The organism is Halomonas sp. Bachu 37 (genome assembly GCF_039691755.1).
In the GTDB taxonomy this organism is placed as follows: Bacteria; Pseudomonadota; Gammaproteobacteria; order Pseudomonadales; family Halomonadaceae; genus Vreelandella; species Vreelandella kashgarensis.
Genome location: NZ_CP137552.1, coordinates 45,728 through 68,102, shown reverse-complemented (window position 1 = coordinate 68,102; position 22,375 = coordinate 45,728). Strand labels below are relative to the sequence as shown.

17 protein-coding genes and 2 rRNA genes are annotated in these 22,375 nt (G+C 59.5%); 12 read left to right on the top strand and 7 right to left on the bottom strand.

All coding sequences use genetic code 11. The features are described 5' to 3' along the window. Window positions 1-53: 53 nt before the first annotated feature. Window positions 54-2,246, top strand: coding sequence for a TRAP transporter permease (locus R5M92_RS00300; protein WP_346797024.1), 2,193 nt, complete (start codon window positions 54-56; stop codon window positions 2,244-2,246). Window positions 2,247-2,367: 121 nt separating this feature from the next. On the opposite strand, the gene sodC is transcribed toward R5M92_RS00300, so the two are convergent. Both sodC and metF read right to left on the bottom strand, forming a co-directional pair. Beyond that, window positions 2,368-2,904, bottom strand: coding sequence for a superoxide dismutase [Cu-Zn] SodC (sodC, locus tag R5M92_RS00295; protein WP_346797023.1), 537 nt, complete (start codon window positions 2,902-2,904; stop codon window positions 2,368-2,370). A 73-nt stretch (window positions 2,905-2,977) separates the two neighbouring features. Then, window positions 2,978-3,817, bottom strand: coding sequence for a methylenetetrahydrofolate reductase [NAD(P)H] (metF, locus tag R5M92_RS00290; protein ID WP_346797022.1), 840 nt, complete (start codon window positions 3,815-3,817; stop codon window positions 2,978-2,980). Window positions 3,818-3,959: 142 nt separating this feature from the next. Here metF and R5M92_RS00285 point away from each other — a divergent pair, with 142 nt between their 5' ends. After that, a complete protein-coding gene (locus tag R5M92_RS00285; RefSeq protein WP_346797021.1) occupies window positions 3,960-4,898 on the top strand; it encodes an AEC family transporter in 939 nt (312 codons plus the stop codon). Between the two features lie 7 nt (window positions 4,899-4,905). Here the strand turns inward: R5M92_RS00285 and ligB are convergent, their stop codons facing one another. Further along, the gene (ligB, locus tag R5M92_RS00280; RefSeq protein WP_346797020.1) at window positions 4,906-6,591 is read right to left on the bottom strand and encodes an NAD-dependent DNA ligase LigB; all 1,686 of its coding nucleotides are present in this window, start codon (window positions 6,589-6,591) and stop codon (window positions 4,906-4,908) included. 158 nt (window positions 6,592-6,749) lie between these two features. Further along, on the bottom strand, window positions 6,750-7,970 hold the full coding sequence (gene metK, locus R5M92_RS00275) for a methionine adenosyltransferase (RefSeq protein ID WP_346797019.1): 1,221 nt from the start codon (window positions 7,968-7,970) through the stop codon (window positions 6,750-6,752). A gap of 225 nt (window positions 7,971-8,195) precedes the next feature. Between metK and tkt the strand changes: the two genes are divergently transcribed. The 10 genes from tkt (at window position 8,196) to R5M92_RS00225 (ending at window position 17,606) form a co-directional block, all read left to right on the top strand. Continuing rightward, a complete protein-coding gene (gene tkt, locus R5M92_RS00270) occupies window positions 8,196-10,184 on the top strand; it encodes a transketolase (protein ID WP_346797018.1) in 1,989 nt (662 codons plus the stop codon). A gap of 2 nt (window positions 10,185-10,186) precedes the next feature. Continuing rightward, window positions 10,187-10,543 carry a CidA/LrgA family protein gene (locus R5M92_RS00265; RefSeq protein WP_346797017.1) on the top strand — a complete coding sequence of 119 codons (357 nt, stop codon included), beginning with the start codon at window positions 10,187-10,189 and terminating at the stop codon, window positions 10,541-10,543. Beyond that, complete coding sequence (locus R5M92_RS00260; protein ID WP_346797016.1) at window positions 10,530-11,288, top strand: LrgB family protein; 759 nt, start codon at window positions 10,530-10,532, stop codon at window positions 11,286-11,288. Before R5M92_RS00265 ends, R5M92_RS00260 begins: the two co-directional genes overlap by 14 nt. 62 nt (window positions 11,289-11,350) lie before the next feature. Continuing rightward, entirely contained in the window at window positions 11,351-12,388 is a 1,038-nt protein-coding gene (gene gap / locus R5M92_RS00255) for a type I glyceraldehyde-3-phosphate dehydrogenase (RefSeq protein ID WP_346797015.1), read from the top strand. A 48-nt stretch (window positions 12,389-12,436) separates the two neighbouring features. Next, complete coding sequence (locus R5M92_RS00250; RefSeq protein WP_346797014.1) at window positions 12,437-13,603, top strand: phosphoglycerate kinase; 1,167 nt, start codon at window positions 12,437-12,439, stop codon at window positions 13,601-13,603. 35 nt (window positions 13,604-13,638) lie between these two features. Then, a complete protein-coding gene (gene fba, locus R5M92_RS00245) occupies window positions 13,639-14,703 on the top strand; it encodes a class II fructose-bisphosphate aldolase (RefSeq protein WP_346797013.1) in 1,065 nt (354 codons plus the stop codon). A 202-nt stretch (window positions 14,704-14,905) separates the two neighbouring features. Beyond that, a complete protein-coding gene (locus R5M92_RS00240) occupies window positions 14,906-15,256 on the top strand; it encodes a hypothetical protein (protein ID WP_346797012.1) in 351 nt (116 codons plus the stop codon). Window positions 15,257-15,522: 266 nt separating this feature from the next. Further along, entirely contained in the window at window positions 15,523-16,215 is a 693-nt protein-coding gene (locus tag R5M92_RS00235; protein ID WP_346797011.1) for an HAD-IA family hydrolase, read from the top strand. A 30-nt stretch (window positions 16,216-16,245) separates the two neighbouring features. Then, on the top strand, window positions 16,246-16,620 hold the full coding sequence (locus tag R5M92_RS00230) for a translation initiation factor Sui1 (RefSeq protein ID WP_346797010.1): 375 nt from the start codon (window positions 16,246-16,248) through the stop codon (window positions 16,618-16,620). Window positions 16,621-16,694: 74 nt separating this feature from the next. Then, window positions 16,695-17,606, top strand: coding sequence for a nuclease-related domain-containing protein (locus R5M92_RS00225; RefSeq protein ID WP_346797009.1), 912 nt, complete (start codon window positions 16,695-16,697; stop codon window positions 17,604-17,606). Between the two features lie 7 nt (window positions 17,607-17,613). Here the strand turns inward: R5M92_RS00225 and R5M92_RS00220 are convergent, their stop codons facing one another. From R5M92_RS00220 to R5M92_RS00210, 3 genes are all read right to left on the bottom strand, one after another. After that, window positions 17,614-18,945: a deoxyguanosinetriphosphate triphosphohydrolase gene (locus R5M92_RS00220; protein WP_346797008.1), complete on the bottom strand. Its 1,332-nt coding sequence runs from the start codon at window positions 18,943-18,945 to the stop codon at window positions 17,614-17,616. Window positions 18,946-19,046: 101 nt separating this feature from the next. Beyond that, a 5S ribosomal RNA gene (gene rrf, locus R5M92_RS00215) occupies window positions 19,047-19,162 on the bottom strand. 172 nt (window positions 19,163-19,334) lie between these two features. Beyond that, window positions 19,335-22,225 (bottom strand): 23S ribosomal RNA (locus R5M92_RS00210). Window positions 22,226-22,375 lie beyond the last annotated feature (150 nt).

The following is a 22,375-nucleotide window of genomic DNA, read 5'->3' as shown; positions in this document are numbered from 1 at the left end:
CACGGGGCATCTTTCGCTTCCCGCTATTTCGCTTTGTTTTGAGGGTGACCTTCATGAGTCACAAATCCGACCAGGATACCGCTGGCCTCAAGGATGACGCCGCACCGGCACCCGACGTGGTTGTCGCCGAGGGTGTCGACGAAGATGTTGTTGAAGCCAACCGCCGTGTATTCTCTGGCTGGCAGTGGTTATTGTTTGCAGCGCTGGCGATTGCGTATTCCAGCTTTCACCTGATATCGCTCAATGTCTATCCGATGGAAACCTGGTCGTTTCGCATCGTACACATTACCGGCGCCTTGATTCTGGGCTTCGGCCTTTACGCCGGTGCGCATTTTGCCGAATCGGAGTCGCGTACATCGCCCGCCTGGCTCACTTGGTTCAGTTACGCCCTGTTGATTCCGGCGCTCTACACGCTCGGCCAAGTGTTTGCCATGCAGCAGACCCTCGCCGGTGGCGCCATGCGGATCGATCCGCAAGTCGAAACCTGGCACTTCGGTTATCCCTTGATGGCCACGACTGCCGTGGGCATCGTCATCTCCTGGGTCTACCGCCAGGCGCGGCATCGCTTCAATCCCGCCGATCTGGTGCTGATGGTCTGCTCTCTCGCCAGCGCCGGCTATCTCTTGCTGGTTTACAACACACCGCTGCGCGCCTCGACGGGGACTGCCTTCGCCCCCATGGGGATCTCCTGGGCGGCCATTGCCGGGTCACTGTTGATTCTCGAATTGACTCGCCGGGTCGCCGGGCTGGCGCTGGTGGTCATTTCGGTCGTTTTCCTGACGTATGTCTTCGCCGGCCCTTATCTACCGGGCTTTCTAGGCTATCCAGGATTGTCACTGCAGCGCTTCTTCAGCCAGGTCTATACCGATGCCGGTATCCTCGGGCCGACCACGGCGGTTTCATCAACCTATATCATTCTGTTCATCATTTTCGCTGCCTTCCTGCAGGCATCCAAGGTCGGCGATTACTTCGTCAACTTTGCCTTTGCCGCGGCAGGGCGCGCCCGTGGCGGCCCCGCCAAGGTAGCGATCTTCGCCTCGGGCCTGATGGGTATGATCAACGGCACCAGCGCCGGCAACGTGGTCTCCACCGGTTCCTTGACCATTCCGCTGATGAAGAAAGTCGGCTATCCGGGCCGCAGCGCGGGGGCCATCGAAGCCGCAGCTTCCACCGGCGGGCAGATCATGCCGCCGATCATGGGCGCGGGTGCGTTCATCATGGCGGAAATCACCGGCATCCCCTATACCGAGATCGCGCTGGCGGCGGTCATTCCCGCCATCCTTTACTTTGCCTCGATCTACTTCATGGTCGACTTCGAAGCCGCCCACAAGGGCATGCGTGGCATGCACAAGGATGAAATCCCGCTGTTCTCGAAGCTCGTCAAGCAGGTTTACCTGTTCGCTCCTATCATCATTCTGATCGTGGCGTTGTTCATGGGTTACTCGGTGATCCGTGCCGGTACGCTGGCCACCGCTTCGGCCGCCGTGGTGAGCTGGATTTCACCCAACAAGATGGGAGTCCGCGCGATACTGACAGCCCTGCAGCTGGCCGGCACCATGGCTATCCAGATCATCGCCGTGTGCGCGTGCGCCGGGTTGATCGTCGGGGTCATCTCGCTGACGGGGGTCGGGGCGCGCTTCTCCTCGCTGCTGCTTGGCCTGGCCGGTGTCAGCCAGCTGCTGGCGCTGTTCTTCGCCATGTGCATCTCGATCCTGCTGGGCATGGGCATGCCGACGACTGCCGCCTACGCTGTCGCCGCCTCGGTCGTGGCACCGGGCTTGATCAATATCGGTATCGATCCCCTGGTGGCACACTTCTTCGTGTTCTACTTCGCGGTGGTATCGGCAATCACGCCTCCGGTTGCGCTCGCCTCCTACGCGGCGGCAGGGATTTCCGGCGACAACCCCATGGGAACATCCGTGGCGTCGTTCAAGATCGGCCTGGCTGCCTTTATCGTGCCGTTCATGTTCTTCTACAGCCCGGCCATGCTGATGGAAGGCTCCTGGATGCAGATCCTGCGCGTCGGCGTGACGGCCACGCTGGGTATCGTCCTGCTATCGGGCATGGTTCAGGCGTGGTTCTTCGGCCCCTTGAAGGCCTGGCAACGAGTGCTGATGCTGGTGGGCGCGCTGTTCATGATCTATGGCGGCATCTATACCGATGTCGCTGGTCTTATCATCGGCGCGGCGCTGGTGGTCATGCAGCGTAGATTGCATCGGGGTCGGGAGAAAGCGACAGCCGCCTGACCGCTCGATTACGGTAAAAGCAGTCTATAAGAGCAATCTTAAAACGCTCTAAAAAACGTTCTTTGAAAACGTTAAAAAGACCGCCGGCAAAACCGGCGGTCTTTTCATGCGCTGAATCGTATTAATCTTTGATGGTGCCGCAGACGATTCGATCACCACCGCCACCGAGCGGTTTGGGTTCGTCGGAATAGTTGTCGCCATTCTCGTGAATCATCAAGGCCCGGCCTTGCATGTCGTCAAGGCTCAAGCGCGGCGCCAGTACCGGCAGGTTGGCTTCACCCTCGTCGTTGACGGTAAGTACCGGCAAGTCGCCCCGGTGTCCTTCGCCATACGGGCCCTCGTGGCTACCGGTGTCGTCGGGGTCGTAGTGACCACCGGCTTGAAGCGCGGCTCCCATCTTGCCCTGGTCGTTTTCCCCGGGTTCGCAAGAGGCGTTCTGGTGGACATGAAAGCCGTACACCCCGGCAGACAAGCCCGTCAAATCGGGGGTCAGCAAGAGGCCGTCGTCATGCTCTTCGAGCGTAACGGTACCGATCGATTCGCCGACACCTTGGGCATTGACCGAATGCATGTCAACTTCATGCTGGTCCTGAGCATGAGCGGTGGCGCCGACAAACAGCAGGGCGACAGCCGCTCCCGGCATAATGGAATTACGCATCGTGCAGCTCCTGTTCCTGGTTCCATGAACATACAGAATTCAGGCTAGTTGCTGGACGATGCGAGTGCCAATCTCACGCCAGGTTATCGACAATGCGCAGCGGTGCCCGCGACTGGTTGAGCGTATAGAAGTGCAGACCGGGTGCGCCGCCATCCAATAGACGCTGGCACAATCGCGACACGACTTCCGTACCGAATGCCTCGATGGATTCGGAATCATCGCCATACGCTTCCAGCTGCTTGCGAATCCAGCGCGGAATTTCCGCACCGCAAGCATCAGAGAAACGAGCCAGCTTGGTGTAGTTGGTGATGGGCATGATGCCCGGCACGATGGGTTGCTCCACCCCCAACGCCCGCGCCTTGTCGACGAAATTAAAGTAGGCGTCAGCAGTAAAGAAGTACTGGCTGATCGCCAGGTTGGCTCCCGCGTTCATCTTGCGGGCGAAGTTTTCCACGTCCTTGTCGAAGCTGGGCGCCTGGGGATGGGATTCGGGATAGGCCGCGACGGCGATCTCGAAATGGTCGCCGGTCTCGTCACGGATGAACTCCACCAGTTCGTTGGCGTAGCGCAACTCGCCGATGCTGGCCATGCCCGAGGGCATGTCGCCGCGCAGCGCCACCAAGCTATCGATGCCTTCTTCACGGTACTGTGCCAACAGGTCACGCAACTGGGCCTTTTCGCTGCCGATGCAGGAGAGGTGCGGCGCCGTGGTGATGCCGCTCAGCCCCACTTCCCGCACCACTTCACGGGTACGGGCCTGGGTAGAACCACCGGCGCCATAGGTGACGGAGAAAAAACGGGGCTTGCGCGCGGCCAGCTCATCCCGTACCCGGCGTAGCTTGTCGCGCCCCGCGTCGGTATTGGGCGGAAAGAACTCGAAACTGATACCTAGCGGATGTTGGTGGGTGCCCATTGTGTTTCCTCATGAAAATCCAGCGTATTTTGGGGTATTCTGACGGGCTCGCCAGCCGAGGGCTAATGAAAGATTTCACGGTCCTTCTTCAATTCGGCTCATGTTTCGCTGAACCGGCATCGCGGCATGCTCAGGAGTAACGATGAATAGCCTTGCCCCCGGCGCTCTGCTTGGGCCACTGATGATGTTGCTGTGCTATGTCGGCCTTGGCTGGCTGGCCGCTCGTCGCCTGGCGGTCGACCCGCGCCCCATCGCCACGCTGCTGATCTACCTGATAGCGCCCTTGACGTTCTTTCGCGCCCTGATGCAAGGCGGGCCGACACCGGACTACCTGCTGCTGACCCTGGCGCTATTCGTCATCTCCAGCGCCATCGCCCTGCTGACGCACCGTCTGGCTCGACGCTTCTTCGGCGCGGAGGAGAGCGCGCTACTGGCGTTCTCTTCGGGGACCGGCAATACCGGCTATTTCGGCTTGCCGGTGGCGCTGATCGTGCTCCCCACCGAGGGCGTCACGCTTTACCTGTTCTGTCTGTTGGGCATCACCCTGTACGAGTTTACCGTGGGTTTCTACCTCAGCGCCCGTGGCCAGTTCAGCGTCCGCCAAAGCGTGGCCAAGATCATCCGCCTGCCGCTGATCTACGCTTTTCTCGCTGCGCTGGTGCTCTCCTCGCTGGGTCTTCGCCCGCCCTTGGCCGTCATGACGTCACTCGACGTGTTTCCCGCCACTTATACCCTGCTGGGCATGATGATCATCGGCATGACCTTGAGCCGCGTGACACTTTCCGCATGGGACACGCGACTGGTGGCCGCCTGCGTCGGGGTGCGCTATATCGTCTGGCCCCTAGCCACACTGGCTACGGTGGTATTGCTGCAGCAGTGGGTGGGGATTCCCCCCTCCTTGGCCATGGCATTGCTGCTGCTGGGGGTGGTGCCCATGGCCGCCAATGTAGTGGTGGTCGCGATGGAGTTGGGTATTCAGCCGCAAAAAGGCGCGTTAGCGGTGCTGGTGACGACGTTGCTCGCACCGCTCCTGATTCCCGTTTATCTTGGCCTGATGCTGCGCCTGGCAGGGCTGGGGTAGTCTAGAGTCAGTTAAAACCTTCGATGCCCGCCTGCTTCAGCTGTTCCGCCATGCGCTGCACTTCCGGGTGGCTGAAAAATGCCACCAGAGCGTCAGCGCGAACCGGGCCAATGCCAGGCACCGCTTGCCACTCCTTCCGCTGGTAGCCCGTCAAACTCGGCCAATCAGCGCGTACCGCCTCACTACCCGGCGGCGCGCCCAAGGCTTTCAGCCAGGCAGCGAACGGCTTGCCCCGGGCGAGCTGAAACTGCTCATTGAGCGCGGCGGCAGTGACCTCGCCAATGCCATGGGCTTGCTGCAGCTGGCGTGGCTCGACGTTCAGCCAATCGAGTAACCGAGTGACGACGCCCGCCTCCAGCAGCGCCTGCCAAGTCCCTTCGCCGATTCCCTGCATCCCCAGCTGCTCGCCGAGGTAGACAAGCCGCGCCAGCAGTTGGCTTTCACAGCCGGACGTCAACTCGAAACAGCTAAGCAGGTGATAGCGCTGCGCTGACGGTGCGGCCAGCGGCGAGCGCTGCTGGGTATGCCACACCACCTCGGTTAGCTGAGGAATCGTCAACCCCGCCAAGGTGACGGCGACCTGGTCACCAGGGCGAATGTCCAGTGACTCCCAGCGCTGCAGCGAACCTAGCGAGACGCGGCTGATACGCCGACCCTCCAGCAGCACGGGGTTGAGCCACACCAGCGGCGTCACGCGCCCGGTTCGTCCCACACGAAATTCCACGCCCCGCACCTCCGCCAATGCCTGGCGTGGGGGATACTTCCAGGCAACGGCCCACTCCGGGGGCGATGACGACCAGTGGCGCACGCCGGGCCGCTCGGCCTGCTTGAGCACCACGCCATCAGTAGCAAACGGCAATGGTCCACGAAACCAGCGTTGGCGCCACCGCGCCGCGTCGTCCTGATCGTCGAGTGCGTGGGTATAGAGCGCCGTATCGAACCCCATCTCGCTGAGCCCGGCCAGGCGCTCCTGCATGGATGCCGGGCCGTCCGGCCATCCCCACACGAAAAGCCCGACTTGCGCCAGATCGCTTGCCGTGGGGTTCTGCTGCGCCATAAGGCCGGCGACCTTGTTACGTGCGTTGGGAAAGCGCGACTGTGCCTGGATATGCTCGTTCAAACGCCAGTAAAGCTCGCCTTGCAATACCCCATCGAGGGGGATGGGCAGCCGGTCCGGCACGGCGGGCAGGATATGGGCTCGTTCCGTCCAATCCTGGCCGTACTCACCATCGCCACGGCTCACGGCCTGGGTCAGCCGACCGTCAACGTAGCGCAAGGTTACGGCCACGCCATCCACCTTGGGTTGAATCCATACATTCTCGCGGCGAGACGACCAGCTCCGAACCCCCGCTTCATCACGCTTGTCCAGCCCGGTCTGGGCCACCGGGTGGGCGATCTCGCCAGGCTCGGCCAGAAGCGGCTGGGGAACGTGCGGCTCACCCAGGCAGGCCCGCCAGCTGGCCAGCCGCGCCACGGCCTGATCGTAAAGTTCATCGGCGACGAGCGCTTCGCCCTGTTGACGATAGGACCGCTCCCAGCGCTGAACCTGCTCCGTCAACGCCTGGGTCTCCTGGGACAGGCGGGGCTCGGGCCAGGCAGGACACGGGGCCTCATCGGCCAATCCAGCGGTGGCAATGGCGAGCGAGGCTAACCCCGAAAGGACATACTTCGCCCCTGGCATGAACCATGGCATGGCAGCGCTCCGGCATCTTTTGGGTCTTGTCAGCCTACCCAAGGCGGCCACGAAAAACGCCCCTTGGCATGGCCGAAGGGGCGTTCTCCTACAACATGACGAGCCGATGGCTTACCCAACCCAATGTCGCGGGCAACGTTCAACCGGCGGCTCTCATCTTACAGACCGGCGGCCTGGCGCAGAGTATCTGCCTTGTCGATCTTCTCCCACGGGAAGGCGGTGAAGGTTTCCAACTGCTCTTCGCCGTTGGCGTCCAGCCAGCGATAGCTGGTCTCGAACGGTTTGCGGCCGAAGTGACCATAGGCGGCCGTCAAGCGGTACATCGGGTGAAGCAGGTCGAGCATGCGGGTGATGGCGTTGGGCCGCAGATCGAAGTGCTCGCGAATCAGTTCGATGATGCGCGCGTCGTCGATCTTGCCGGTGCCGAAGGTATCGATCGCCACCGAGGTCGGCTCCGCCACGCCGATGGCGTAGGAAACCTGAATTTCGCACTTGTCGGCAAGGCCGGCGGCGACCAGATTCTTGGCCACGTAACGTCCGGCATAGGCCGCGCTACGGTCGACCTTGGAGGGGTCCTTGCCGGAGAATGCACCGCCGCCGTGGCGCGCCATGCCGCCGTAGGTATCGACGATGATCTTGCGTCCGGTCAGACCGCAATCGCCCACCGGTCCGCCGATGACGAACTTGCCGGTGGGGTTGATGTGGTATTGGGTGTTCTCGTTCAGCCACTCCGCCGGGATAACCTGCTCGATGATCTCGCGCTTGACCATCTTGCGCAGCTCATCCTGATCGATGTCCGGGTCGTGCTGGGTGGAAAGCACCACGGCGTCGACGCCGCACGGTTTGCCTTCGGCATCGTAGCGGAAGGTGACCTGGCTCTTGGCATCCGGACGTAGCCACGGCAGCAGGCCGTGCTTGCGCAGTTCCGCCTGGCGCTCCACCAACCGGTGAGAATAGTGGATGGGTGCCGGCATGTAGGTGTCAGTCTCGTTGGTCGCGTAACCGAACATCAAGCCCTGGTCGCCCGCCCCCTGATCTTCCGGCTTGCTGCGGTCCACCCCCTGGGCGATGTCCACGCTCTGCTTGCCGATCAGGTTGATCACCCCGCAGGTACCGCCGTCAAAGCCGACATCCGAGGAGACATAGCCGATATCGGTGATCACATCGCGCACCAGGGCTTCAAGATCCACCCAGGCCGAAGTGGTGATTTCACCGGCAATAATCGCCACCCCGGTCTTGACCAGAGTTTCACAAGCGACACGCGCCTGTTTATCCCGGGCGATAATGGCATCCAGCACCGCATCGGATATCTGATCGGCGATCTTGTCCGGGTGACCTTCGGAGACGGATTCGGAGGTAAACAGGGAATATTCGCTCATCGCGCTGACGATCCTCTGTATATCGGCTGTAGTGACCACAGCATCGCAAAAATCATGGCAGAACAGGCCTGCCTGCAAATAAAGCGGGTGCCACCGCTTCGGGGGGCAGAGTCTACACCGAGAAGACTCGGCTTCACAGGATTTGCCGCCATTAAGCAAGTCGGCGACAATAGTTCCTTTGTCTTCAAGCAAACGTTCTTTTTGACTTCAGGCGAGGAGCACCCCATGCCGTCCCGTTTTGAGCTGGCCAACGCCATTCGCGCCCTTTCCATGGATGCCGTCCAGAAGGCCAAGTCCGGCCATCCCGGCGCTCCCATGGGAATGGCGGACATTGCCGAGGTGCTATGGAATGACTACCTCAAGCACAACCCCAACGACCCCCGCTGGGCCGATCGCGACCGCTTCGTGCTGTCCAACGGGCATGGGTCCATGCTGCTCTACTCGCTGCTGCACCTTACCGGCTATGAATTGAGCCTGGAACAACTGCAGTGCTTTCGCCAGTTGCACTCACCTACCGCGGGTCACCCCGAGTTCGGTTATGCGCCTGGGATCGAAACTACCACCGGCCCCCTGGGCCAAGGCCTGGCCAATGCCGTCGGCATGGCGATCGCCGAAAAGACGCTGGCAGCGCAGTTCAACCGTCCCGGGCACACCGTCGTCGACCATTACACTTGGTGTTTCGTGGGCGATGGCTGCATGATGGAGGGCATTTCCCACGAAGTCTCGTCGCTCGCCGGCACTCACCAGCTGGGTAAGCTGGTCGTGTTCTACGATGACAACGGCATCTCGATCGACGGCGAAGTCGAGGGCTGGTTCACCGACGATACCGCCAAGCGCTTCGATGCCTATGGCTGGCATGTGGTGCCCAATGTCGACGGCCACAATGCGGACGAGATCAAGGCCGCCATCGAGCTGGCCAAGAGCCATGACGACAAGCCCAGCCTGATCATCTGCAAGACCATGATCGGCTTCGGTGCGCCCAACAAGCAGGGCAAGGAAGACGCCCATGGTGCGCCGCTGGGCGAGGAGGAAGTCGCCGCCGCACGCAAGCAGCTGAATTGGCCGCATGAGCCGTTCCATATTCCCGAGCCGATCTATCAGGGCTGGGAGGCGCGCGATAAAGGCAAGAAGTGGCAAGAGGAGTGGAATACCCGCTTCTCTCGTTACGCCGAGGCCTTCCCCGCCGAGGCCCGCGAGCTCAAGCGCCGCTTGAAGGGCCAGCTGCCCGCGGAATTGTCCAGCGAATCATTGATCGAACAATCTCAGGAAAAAGGCGAAAGCATCGCCTCGCGCAAGGCCTCCCAGGCCGCCCTGAATGCCTTGGGTCCGCAGCTGCCGGAACTGCTTGGTGGCAGCGCCGATCTGGGGCCGTCCAACCTGACATTCTGGAAGGGTGCCAAGGCCATCACCCCGGAAGACGCCGACGGCAATTACCTGCACTATGGCGTACGCGAATTCGGCATGGGCGCGATAATGAACGGTATCGCCCTGCACGGCGGTTTCATTCCCTACGGTGCGACCTTCCTGATCTTCATGGAGTACATGCGCAACGCCGTGCGCATGGCGGCGCTGATGGGTCAGCGTGCCATCTATATCTTCACCCACGACTCCATCGGCCTGGGCGAGGACGGCCCGACTCACCAGCCGATCGAGCAGCTGGCCAACCTGCGCGCAACGCCCAACCTTTCCACCTGGCGCCCGGCGGATGCGGTGGAAACCGCAGCGGCCTGGGATTACGCCATCAAGCGCCATTCCGGCCCCACGGCACTGGTGCTGTCGCGCCAGAACCTGCCGCACCAGGCGCGCACCCGGGCTCAACTGATCGCCATTCAGCGCGGGGGCTACGTGCTGCAGGATAGCGATACCACCCCGGAGCTGATCCTTATCGCCACCGGTTCCGAGCTGACCCTGGCCATGCAGGCGGCGGAAAAGCTCAGCCAGGCCGGAAAAGCCGTGCGTGTGGTCTCGATGCCCGCTACCGATGTCTTCGACCGTCAGGACGCCGAGTACCGCGAGAGTGTACTGCCGGCAGCCGTTACCGCTCGCGTGGCGGTGGAAGCGTCTCATCAGGACTTCTGGTACAAGTACGTGGGCCTGCAAGGCCGGATCGTGGCGATGAACAGCTTCGGCGAATCCGCGCCGGCGGGAGACCTGTTCAAGCACTTCGGCTTCACGGTGGAGAATATCGTCGCGCAAGCCGAGGCCCTGCTGTAGCGATGCCGGCGCTCAGCGGCTTTCTCTGGCTTCTGGGTTTCTGGCTGATCGGAGAGGCGGTGGTGACACTCACCGGCTTGCCGGTCTCCGCCGGAGTGGTGGGCATGCTGCTGCTCACCCTCACGCTGGCGCTGCGCGGCGGAGTACCCTCGACGTTGGCCGCCGCTGCGCAGCCGTTGATTGCGCTTCTGGCCATGTTGATCATGCCGGGCGTGGTGGGGGTATTCTTCATCATCGGGGAAATGGCGGGGCACTGGACCGCCATTCTCGCCGGCTTGATTCTCGGCACCTTGCTGAGTGTCTTCACCACGCTGTGGCTGATGCAGTACCTGATGCGGCGCTACCATGTCGGTGACTAACTCCTTCGACCAGCTAGCCACCTTGCGAGCCGTCCTGCTTGCCACACCACTGTTTGCGGTAGGCCTCACGCTGGCCGCGTACCTGTTGGGCATCTGCGTATTTCAACGACTGGGACGGCCTACCTGGCTACCGGCCATACTGGTCGCCGCCCTCATGCTCGCTGCGGTACTGTCATTGACCGGTATTCCCTATCAGGAATATCAACAAGGTGCCGCGTGGTTGACGGTTCTGCTCGGCCCCGCCACGGTGGCGCTAGGCATGCCGCTCTACCAGCAGCTGCCGCGTATTCGGGAGTTGTGGCGGCCGCTTTTGTTCAGCCTGCCGCTGGCGGCGGGTCTGGCAGTGATCTACGCGCTAGGTATTGCCTGGCTGCTGGGAGCGTCGCCCACCATTCTGGCCTCGCTGGCGGCGAAATCCGTTACCGCGCCGATTGCCATCGGCATCACCCAGCAATTGGGCGGGTCCGTCGCACTGCTGATGGGCGCGTTGCTGATTACCGGCGTGGCGGCCATCGCCTTCGTCAGCTTGCTGGCACGCTGGATGGGAATACGTGACGAGCGCATCATCGGGTTCGCGCTAGGCTTGAACGGCCATGCGCTGGGTACCGTGCGCGCCTTCGAGATCGGCCCCACGGCGGGGGCTTTCGCTTCGCTGGGAATGAGCCTGACCGGCGTGCTTACCGCCCTGCTGTTACCCCTGGCCTGGCGCCTGTTGACTCTCGCCGGCATGAGCGTAGGCAGCTGAAATACGTTATCATTGCCGGCTATTTCCATTCATGATCCGTTATTCGAGCGTGACGTCTGCACATGGCTTCAGCTACTTCGACACTTCGCATCGCAATCAATGGCTACGGGCGCATCGGCCAATGCGTCTTGCGGGCACTAGTTGAGCGGGCCGAGGCGAATATCGAAGTGGTGGCCATCAATGAGCTGTCCGACCTGGCCACCATTGCCTATCTGACGCGTTACGACACCACCCATGGCCGTTTTCCCGGGCGTGTCGAGGCGGATGGCGACACCCTGGTCATCAACGGCAACGCCATCAGGATATTGTGCGAGTCCGACCCATCGCGCCTGCCCTGGCGCGAGCTGGATATCGATCTGGTGCTCGAGTGCTCGGGCAGTTTCAAGGATCGCGCTACCGCCGAGAAGCACCTGGCGGCCGGCGCCAGGCGCCTGTTGTTTTCCCAGCCCGCGGAAAACGACGTCGATGCCACTATCGTATACGGGATCAACGATCATCAGCTAAATGACCGTTCGCGTATCGTGTCGGCGGCCTCGTGTACCACCAACTGCCTGATTCCACTGCTGACGGTATTGGATGAAGCGTTGGGTATCGAGCATGGCGTCACCACCACCATTCATTCGGCCATGAACGACCAGCCGGTGATCGACGCCTATCACCAGACCGACTTGCGTCTGACGCGCTCCGCCATGCACTCCATCGTGCCGGTGGATACCGGCCTGGCGAAGGGTATCCATCGCTTGATGCCACACCTGGAAGGGCGTTTCGAGTGCCTGCATGTGCGGGTGCCCACGATCAACGTCTCCGCCATGGACGTTGCCTTGACGGTCAAGCGCGGCACACACGCCGACGAGGTGAACGCCCTGCTCCGCGATGCCAGCCACACCCATCTCAACGGCGTGTTGGGCTATACCGAGGAGCCGGTGGCCTCCAGCGATTTCAACCACGACCCCCGCTCGGGTATCGTCGACGCCACCCAGACCCGGGTGGCCGGCGAGCGCTTGGTGAAGTTGCTGTGCTGGTTCGACAATGAATGGGGCTTCGCCAATCGAATGCTGGACATCAGCTACCGAATGGCGGCACGGCCCGCTTCTCGTTAACGCTTGCGACAGGTTCTTTTCCGGATTTACCACGAGGAAATCGCTCACATGAAAGTGCACAAGATGACCGACTTGCCCCTCCAGGGCCAACGCGTATTGATTCGCGAAGATCTCAATGTCCCGGTCAAACACGGCAATGTCAGCAGCGACGCTCGGTTGCGTGCCGCCTTGCCCACCATTCAGGCCGCCATGGAAGCTGGTGCCAAGGTCATGCTGATGAGCCATCTAGGGCGGCCCACGGAAGGCGAACCCAGCGATGAGTTCTCCCTGGCGCCGGTAGCGACCCATCTGGGCGAGTTGCTGGGGCGCCCCGTCACCTTGATTCGCGACTACCTGGGCGCCGCTCTCGACCTGGCAGATGGCGAGGTGGTACTGCTGGAAAACGTCCGTTTCAACGAGGGCGAAAAGAAAGACGAGGAACAGTTGGCAAAACAGTATGCCGAATTGTGCGATATCTTCGTGATGGATGCCTTCGGCACCGCCCATCGCGCCCAGGCCTCGACCCATGGCGTAGCACGCTTCGCGCCGAAAGCCTGTGCCGGCCCACTGCTTGCCCAGGAACTGGACGCGCTGGAAACGGCACTGGCAAGTCCCGCTCGGCCCATGGTGGCCATCGTCGGCGGCTCCAAGGTCTCGACCAAGCTCGATGTACTCAATGCCCTCGCCGAGAAATGCGATCAGTTGATCGTCGGGGGCGGTATCGCCAATACCTTTATTGCCGCCGCCGGCCATAACGTGGGCAAATCCTTGTACGAAGCGGATCTGGTCGAGCAGGCGAAGAACTTGATGGGGCGAGTGGATATTCCCATCCCCAGCGATGTAGTGGTCGCCACCGAATTTTCGGAATCCGCGGAAGCGCTGGTGAAACCCGTCGATCAAGTTGCCGACAACGAGATGATCCTCGATATCGGCCCGGACACCGCCGCTCGGCTGGCCGCCATGCTCAAGGATGCCGGTACCATTCTATGGAATGGCCCGGTTGGCGTCTTCGAGATCGACCAATTCGGCAAGGGTACCGAGGTGATCGGCCGCGCCATCGCGCAGAGCAGCGCCTTCTCCATTGCCGGTGGCGGCGACACCTTGGCGGCGATCGACAAGTACGCGATCGCTGATCGGGTTTCCTATATCTCCACCGGCGGCGGCGCCTTCCTGGAATATGTGGAAGGCAAGCAACTACCGGCTGTGGCGGCGCTTGAAGCGGCAGCCAAGCATTAATTTCATTCGTTCATTTCTCCATCAAAGGTGACAGCATGGCTTTGATCAGTATGCGCCAGATGCTCGACCACGCGGCAGAGTACGGTTACGGCATCCCGGCATTCAACGTCAACAATCTCGAACAGTTGCGCGCCATCATGGAAGCCGCCGACAAGACCGACTCTCCGGTCATCGTCCAGGCCTCCGCCGGGGCCCGCAAATACGCCGGTGCGCCCTTCCTGCGTCACCTGATCCTGGCCGCCGTGGAAGAATTCCCGCACATTCCGGTGGCCATGCACCAGGATCACGGCACCAGCCCGGCGGTTTGCCAGCGCTCCATCCAGCTCGGTTTCTCCTCGGTGATGATGGACGGCTCGCTGGGAGAAGACGGCAAGACGCCGATGGATTACGCCTACAATGTCGACGTGACTCGACGTACCGTGGAAATGGCCCATGCCTGTGGGGTTTCCGTGGAAGGCGAGCTGGGCTGCCTGGGTAGCCTGGAAACCGGCATGGCCGGTGAAGAGGACGGTATCGGCGCCGAAGGCAAGCTGGACATGGAGCAGCTTCTCACCGATCCGGAAGAAGCCGCTGAATTCGTCAAGGCTACCCACGTGGATGCCCTGGCGATCGCTATCGGTACCAGCCACGGCGCCTACAAGTTCACCCAGCCGCCCACAGGCGATACGCTATCCATCCAGCGCATCAAGGAAATCCATGCTCGAATTCCCGATACTCACCTGGTGATGCACGGCTCGTCTTCCGTGCCCCAGGAGTGGCTGGAAATCATCAACAAGTATGGCGGCGAGATTCCCGAGACCTACGGCGTGCCCGTGTCGGAAATCGTCGAGGGGATCAAGCACGGGGTACGCAAGGTCAATATCGACACCGACCTACGCCTGGCCTCCACTGGTGCGGTACGCCGTTTCCTGGCCGAAAACCCATCCGAGTTCGACCCCCGCAAGTTTCTCAAGGAAACCATCACGGCCATGCGTGACCTGTGCATTGACCGCTACGAAGCCTTCGGCACCGCTGGCAATGCCAGCAAGATCAAGCCGATCAATCTCGAAGAGATGTTCCAGCGCTACGCGCGTGGAGAGCTGGACCCTAAAGTAAGATAATCGTCCTCTCTCGAGACTGATTTTTCCCAAGACGGCCATTGGCCGTCTTTTTGGTTCCTGGTCGATCAGCTAAACAACAGTAGTTCACAGAACCTCTATTTACTGTAAAAAGCCTATTGCACTGCAGCATTTCATGGCCAACACTGTCTACGGCACGTGATCTATCCTATCAAGCCCTGAATTTGTATAAGCGAGAGCATTCATGAAACCTCTGACGACTCCCCCTCTTTGGCCCACCAATCCGGCGGCCATGATGGATGCCTGGAAAGCCGGCCTGATGGCATTCGAACTCTGGTCCACGTCCTGGTCGACTATCGCCATGCGCCACAACCTGTGGTCCACCCAGCCCTTCTTCAGCCCCAAGATGATGAAGGAGAACCAGCGAATGGTGACCGAAAAGCTTGAAGCAGGTATGGAAACCGGCTTGGAAATGCAAAAAGCCATGCTGGGCATGATGAGCGGCCAGATGTCGCCCTGGTGGGTAACCAGCCGACGCGCGATGACTCCCTATCATCGTCGCAGCAGCGCCAATTCCCGCCGTCTCGCCAAGTGACGACGTAACGCCTTTTCTCGAAGCTTCCCCTATCTTCCTCTATCAAGCGCAGGCTGACCACGACATGGTAGGGGCCTGCTATACCGTTGAAAAAACAGAACCTATTTCACCCATCAGCAATAATTCCTGCCGTGTCGGTACTGTTCCACTGGAAAAGAAGCAGATTTATTAAAGAACACTGTTCACAAAACCGCTTAAATCTCGTTCAATAGCGTTGTAAGCTTAAGGGTACACGGTGTTTCGTGAGCAGTTGCTAGGGAGCTTCAATGCCTCGCCCACTCGGTCTGCTATTTGATTGCGATGGTACGCTGGTCGACAGTGAGCCGTTACTGGCCGAAGAGATGGCCGTAGGGCTCAATGCCGTGGGGCTACCCTTTGCCGTCGAGGATTACCTGGGTGAATTTCGTGGCGTTCGCTTTCGCCGTATCGTGGCGGAACTGCAGCGACGATATGGTGAAGTCGACCCGCAGCAGCTGGAAATCATGGAAACCGCCATGCGGGCCAATCTGGCACGCCGACTGGAACAGGAGCTCATCCTGATTCCAGGCGTTCCCGAAGCGCTCGCTGCCTTGGCCCATATCCCCAATGCCGTGGTTTCCAACGGTCCCGAAACCAAGATACGGGCCGCGTTGAAGGCAACGGGGCTAAGCGATTATTTCGGGGAGCGGCTGTTCAGTGGCTATACCGCCAATTGCTGGAAACCCGAACCTTGCCTGCACTTGCATGCTGCCAGCATCATGGGCTTTGCGGCTCATGACTGCATCGCTATCGATGATGCGCTAGTGGGAGTCCAGGCCGCGCTTGATGCCGGTATGACGGTTATCCATCTCAATCGTCACCCCGACGTTGAAGCCACTCCGCAAGGGGCTGTCATGATCGACAATATGTACCAGCTACCCGCCATGGTGGCGCGCCTGGTTCAGGAGCGTCCGCTTGTGTCCCTCACCCACGCCCGATAACCGTTAGAGACAGCTGTCAGGAGATCACTCATGGCCTCGTTAAAAGAGCAACTCGGAGGGCTCGTCTACTCCACCGAACATGGCCAGACATGTCCCCATTGCCGTGAACCTGCCGCTCAGTGTCGGTGCGAGGAGCTGGCCCAGCAGCAACGCCTAGAGGCAATGGACGGCATCGTTCGCATTCGGCGGGAAACCAGTGGGCGCAAGGGCAAAGGGGTGACTACGTTAAGCGGCATCGCTCTCCCCGAGGCGGAACTGAAGAGTCTTGCCAAGACGCTGAAAAAACGCTGTGGCACCGGTGGGTCGGTAAAGGACGGCGTGATCGAGATTCAGGGAGACCAGCGTGATATCCTCAAACAGGAATTAAGCGACTTGGGTTATCGGGTCAAGCTGGCCGGGGGTTGAGCTAACCGTCTACCTATCGTCGGCGTCATTATCATCCATCACGGTTGATGAATCATGTGGGTCAAGGAACTCCAATGGCTTGGCTGGAATATGTATTACCTCTGATATTTCTTTTTCCTCTGGCAGCCATGGCCGGCATCGTCCTCGCCTTGCGTAGCCTGCACGATGCCCGAGTGCATTCTCCGTTTGATTCCCACCTGTTACGTGAACCCGGCCAGGCACTACGCAACCGCCTAGACCACGCATTTTCTTCGCTGTTTCTCAATGGCGCGCTAGGTCCCCTTATCAGCTTGGCACCACTGGTATATGGCATGGGCAGAATGTTGTTTGTTCAACGCCAGGACTGGGTGGAATGGGCGTTATACGGGCTGCTGAGTACCGTCCTGGTCCTGGCTTTTTCCCTTCTTCTGGTGCGAGACTATCAGCGTATTCGGCGGCTAAAGCTGGGTCTGGCCTGCGAACTGGCGGTGGGACAGGAGCTGGAGCGGCTGATTCGTCCCGAATCGCACCCCTATTATGTCTTCCATGATGTACCGGCCGACAGTTTCACCATCGACCACGTCGTGGTGACTCCTCATGGTGTCTTCGCAGTGGAAACCCGTGCCCGTGCACGGCCTGTCGCTGCCGATGGCCGTGAACTCAACCAGGTCGCAGTGGAGCAAGAACGGCTGCGGTTCCCTTATTGGCAAGAGCGGCGCCCGCTCTACAAGACACGCCAGGCAACACGGTGGGTAGCGCAATGGTTGGCCCAGCAGTGTGGTGCCTCGATACCGGTGAAAGGTATTCTGGTACTACCTGGTTGGGAAATAGATAGCGAGGAAGCGAGAAGTGATATCGAGGTGGTAAGTGGCGAAGCCTTGGCACGCCATCTGCGTCAATCGCAACCAGGCCACCTGACCCAAGCCATTCATGATCAGGTCATACAACTACTGCAACAGCGCGCCTCCTTGAGGGAACTCAAGCATCTCAAAAGCCCCTCCGTCTAGGCCGTTATCAGTCGCCACGCAAGCGGCCGCCCATCTCCTGAGCCAGATCCACCGCGTAGTGGTCGGTCATGCCACCGATGAAATCCAGCATACGGCGGTAACTCTCATAAAGAGGCCAGGAAGCACGCGGTGTATTTTCGCCAATCAAGGCCAGGACACGCTGGTGCTTGAATGATGAGCGTCCTGTATAGTGAAGTTCGTGCGCTGCACCGATAAAGGCTTCCAGGAGAATACCCAGAGTCGTGTAAGCACCGATCTCCAGCTTGGCTTTTCTCTCATTCTGAAAAATACGCTCCCGGGCCAGCTGTTTGGCCGCTTTGACCCCCCACCCCAGGTCCGGATGACACAGTTCAAGCAGATCCTGGTCTAGCGAGCCGTTGAGCAGAGTGTTTTCGTGCTGTACGAAAACCGAGCCGACTTCATTGACCGCACGTTCCATGGCGGCTCCTCTCAGTAAGGCGATGCAGCGCCGCTGTGAGGCTCCTTGAGCGGTCATCGTATCGTATTCGGCTGGTAGATGACCCGCTATTTGCCTGAGTATCTCCACCACTTCTTCATAGCGCAGGATGCCCATTTCCAGGCCATCCTCCAGGTCCAGCAGGGCGTAGCAAATATCATCGGCAGCCTCGACCAACCAGGCCAAGGGATGCCGACACCAACGGTGCTCGCCTTGCGGCAGCAAGCCCACTGCTTCTGCCACCTCTTTCAGCAGGTGGCTTTCTGATTGATAGCAGCCAAACTTGCCCGCTTTCCCGCCATGAGTCACGCTCCAGGGATACTTCAACAAGGTGCCCAGCGTAGCTGCCGTGAGACGCATTCCGCCATTGAACTGGTTGTATTCGATCTGGGTGATAACGCGAAAGCCCTGGGCATTGCCTTCATAGGTCAACAAATCCAATCTTTCAGCGGCGGAGAGGCCTTGCAGGAGCCCTTCCGCCTCGGCACGCCGGAACCAGTCGCGGATAGCGTACTCACCTGCATGACCAAAGGGGGGGTTGCCGATATCGTGGCCGAGACAGGCAGCCTGTACGATCACACCAAGGTCGGCCGGGGAAATCCAGGCGGGCAAGCGCTCGCGCAGGAGTTCGCCCACAATCATTCCCAAGGAGCGCCCGACGCAGCCCACTTCCAGCGAATGGGTCAAGCGCGTATGAATATGATCATTTTCCGTTAATGGATGAACTTGGGTCTTGCGTCCCAAGCGCCGGAACGAGCCAGCGAACACAATCCGATCATGATCCTTGTGAAAAGGAGTTCGGCCGATTTCCTGCGCGCCATCCGGTCGTTGATCGTGCAAGCGCTTTGGTGAAAGCAGCTGTTCCCAGCGCATTTGTGTCATGGTTTTCCTCCTGGAGAACAGTATTTTGTCACAAAAGCCGAGCAGTTAGGCAAAACAAAAACCCCCAGCCTCTTTCGAAGCTGGGGGTTTTCTGGATAGGTGCCTGACGATGACCTACTCTCGCATGGGGAAGCCCCACACTACCATCGGCGCTAAGCGGTTTCACTGCTGAGTTCGGCAAGGGATCAGGTGGTTCCCACTCGCTATGGTCGTCAGGCGTAACGGGTAATGCATATCATGCTGTGTCGTCCTGGTGTGTTGCCATTGACGTGTTTTGTGAGCGTCTCTGTCACTTCAAGCAAGCGTGTCGCTTACTCGTTGCGTATCCGGTTCTCTGCGTGTGTTCACACGCGATCGTTATCATTTTGAGCAGACCCCTTGGGTGTTATAGGGTCAAGCCTCACGGGCCATTAGTACACGTTAGCTCAACGCCTTGCAGCGCGTCCACACCGTGCCTATCGACCAGCTGGTCTCGCTGGGCCCTTCAGGAGGCTCGAGGCCTCGGGGATGTCTCATCTTGAAGGGGGCTTCCCGCTTAGATGCTTTCAGCGGTTATCCCGTCCGACCATAGCTACCCGGCAATGCCACTGGCGTGACAACCGGAACACCAGAGGGTCGTCCACTCCGGTCCTCTCGTACTAGGAGCAGCGCTTCTCAAACATCCAACGCCCACGGCAGATAGGGACCGAACTGTCTCACGACGTTCTAAACCCAGCTCGCGTACCACTTTAAATGGCGAACAGCCATACCCTTGGGACCGACTTCAGCCCCAGGATGTGATGAGCCGACATCGAGGTGCCAAACACCGCCGTCGATGTGAACTCTTGGGCGGTATCAGCCTGTTATCCCCGGAGTACCTTTTATCCGTTGAGCGATGGCCCTTCCATACAGAACCACCGGATCACTAGAACCTGCTTTCGCACCTGCTCGACGTGTCTGTCTCGCAGTCAAGCACCCTTATGCTCTTGCACTCATTGCACGATGTCCGACCGTGCTGAGGGTACCTTCGTGCTCCTCCGTTACGCTTTGGGAGGAGACCGCCCCAGTCAAACTACCCACCACACACTGTCCTCGATCCGGATCACGGACCTGAGTGAGAACGCCAATGATGCCAGGCTGGTATTTCAAGGTCGGCTCCCTGCGAACTGGCGTCCGCAGTTCCAAGCCTCCCAGCTATCCTACACAGGCAACAACAGCGTCCAGTGTGAAGCTATAGTAAAGGTTCACGGGGTCTTTCCGTCTAGCCGCGGGTACACCGCATCTTCACGGCGATTTCAATTTCACTGAGTCTCGGGTGGAGACAGCGTGGCCATCATTACGCCATTCGTGCAGGTCGGAACTTACCCGACAAGGAATTTCGCTACCTTAGGACCGTTATAGTTACGGCCGCCGTTTACCGGGGCTTCGATCAAGAGCTTCGGCCGAGGCCTAACACCATCACTTAACCTTCCGGCACCGGGCAGGCGTCACACCCTATACGTCCGCTTGCGCGTTAGCAGAGTGCTGTGTTTTTACTAAACAGTTGCAGCCACCTGGTATCTTCGACCGGTTCTCGCTGAAGCCGCGGGGGCTCTCACGATACGCCGGCGTGCCTTCTCCCGAAGTTACGGCACCATTTTGCCTAGTTCCTTCACCCGAGTTCTCTCAAGCGCCTGGGGATTCTCACCCTGACCACCTGTGTCGGTTTGGGGTACGGTCGCACATGATCTGGTGCTTAGAGGCTTTTCCTGGAAGCGTGGCATCAGTGACTTCCAGCCCGTGGGCTGTTCGTCTCGTGTCTCGGCCTTGAGGAACCGGATTTGCCTGATTCCTCAGCCTACTCACTTTCACCAGGACTACCAACGCCTGGCTCACCTAGCCTTCTCCGTCCCCCCATCGCAATCATGTCCGGTACGGGAATATTGACCCGTTTCCCATCGACTACGCCTTTCGGCCTCGCCTTAGGGGCCGACTCACTCTGCTCTGATTAGCATCGAACAGAAACCCTTGGTCTTCCGGCGAGGGAGTTTTTCACTCCCTTTATCGTTACTCATGTCAGCATTCGCACTCGTGATACCTCCAGCAGACTTCTCAATCCACCTTCATCGGCTTACACGACGCTCCTCTACCGCTCATCCTGAGGATGAACCCGTAGCTTCGGTACCTGGTTTAGCCCCGTTACATCTTCCGCGCAGGCCGACTCGACTAGTGAGCTATTACGCTTTCTTTAAAGGATGGCTGCTTCTAAGCCAACCTCCTAGCTGTCTGAGCCTTCCCACCTCGTTTCCCACTTAACCAGGATTTGGGGACCTTAGCTGACGGTCTGGGTTGTTTCCCTTTTCACAACGGACGTTAGCACCCGCTGTGTGTCTCCCACGCTGGCACTCACCGGTATTCGGAGTTTGCCTCGGGTTGGTAAGTCGGGATGACCCCCTAGCCGAAACAGTGCTCTACCCCCGGTGGTGATACGTGAGGCGCTACCTAAATAGCTTTCGAGGAGAACCAGCTATCTCCGGGCTTGATTAGCCTTTCACTCCGATCCACAAGTCATCCAAATCTTTTTCAACAGATCCTGGTTCGGGCCTCCAATTGATGTTACTCAATCTTCACCCTGCTCATGGATAGATCGCCCGGTTTCGGGTCTATTTCCAGCGACTGGTGCGCCCAGTTAAGACTCGGTTTCCCTACGGCTCCCCTATACGGTTAACCTCGCCACTGAAAATAAGTCGCTGACCCATTATACAAAAGGTACGCAGTCACCCAACAAGTGGGCTCCTACTGCTTGTACGCACACGGTTTCAGGATCTATTTCACTCCCCTCTCCGGGGTTCTTTTCGCCTTTCCCTCACGGTACTGGTTCACTATCGGTCAGCCAGGAGTATTTAGCCTTGGAGGATGGTCCCCCCGTCTTCAGTCAAGGTTTCTCGTGCCCCGACCTACTCGATTTCACATGATCAGATTTTCGACTACGGGGCTATCACCCGCTACGGCCGTGCTTCCCAGCACGTTCGTCTAATCAGTCTCATGCTTAAGGGCTACTCCCCGGTCGCTCGCCGCTACTGGGGGAATCTCGGTTGATTTCTTTTCCTCCGGGTACTTAGATGTTTCAGTTCCCCGGGTTCGCCTCGTACCCCTATGGATTCAGGATACGATACTCACCTGATGGTGAGTGGGTTTCCCCATTCAGAGATGTCCGGGTCGCAGGTTGTTTGCCACCTCGCCGAACCTTATCGCAGGCTTCCACGTCTTTCATCGCCTCTGGCTGCCTAGGCATCCACCGTGTGCGCTTCATTGCTTGACCCTATAACCCGAAGGAGTCTGAATCTCGCAATGATAACGATTGCCGGATACGCTTGAGACGTATCACAAAACAATTTACGTATAAACGTCTTAAAAAGACGTTTATGTCAGCATGATATACATTGTTAAAGAGCGACTGCTATGCGCAGTG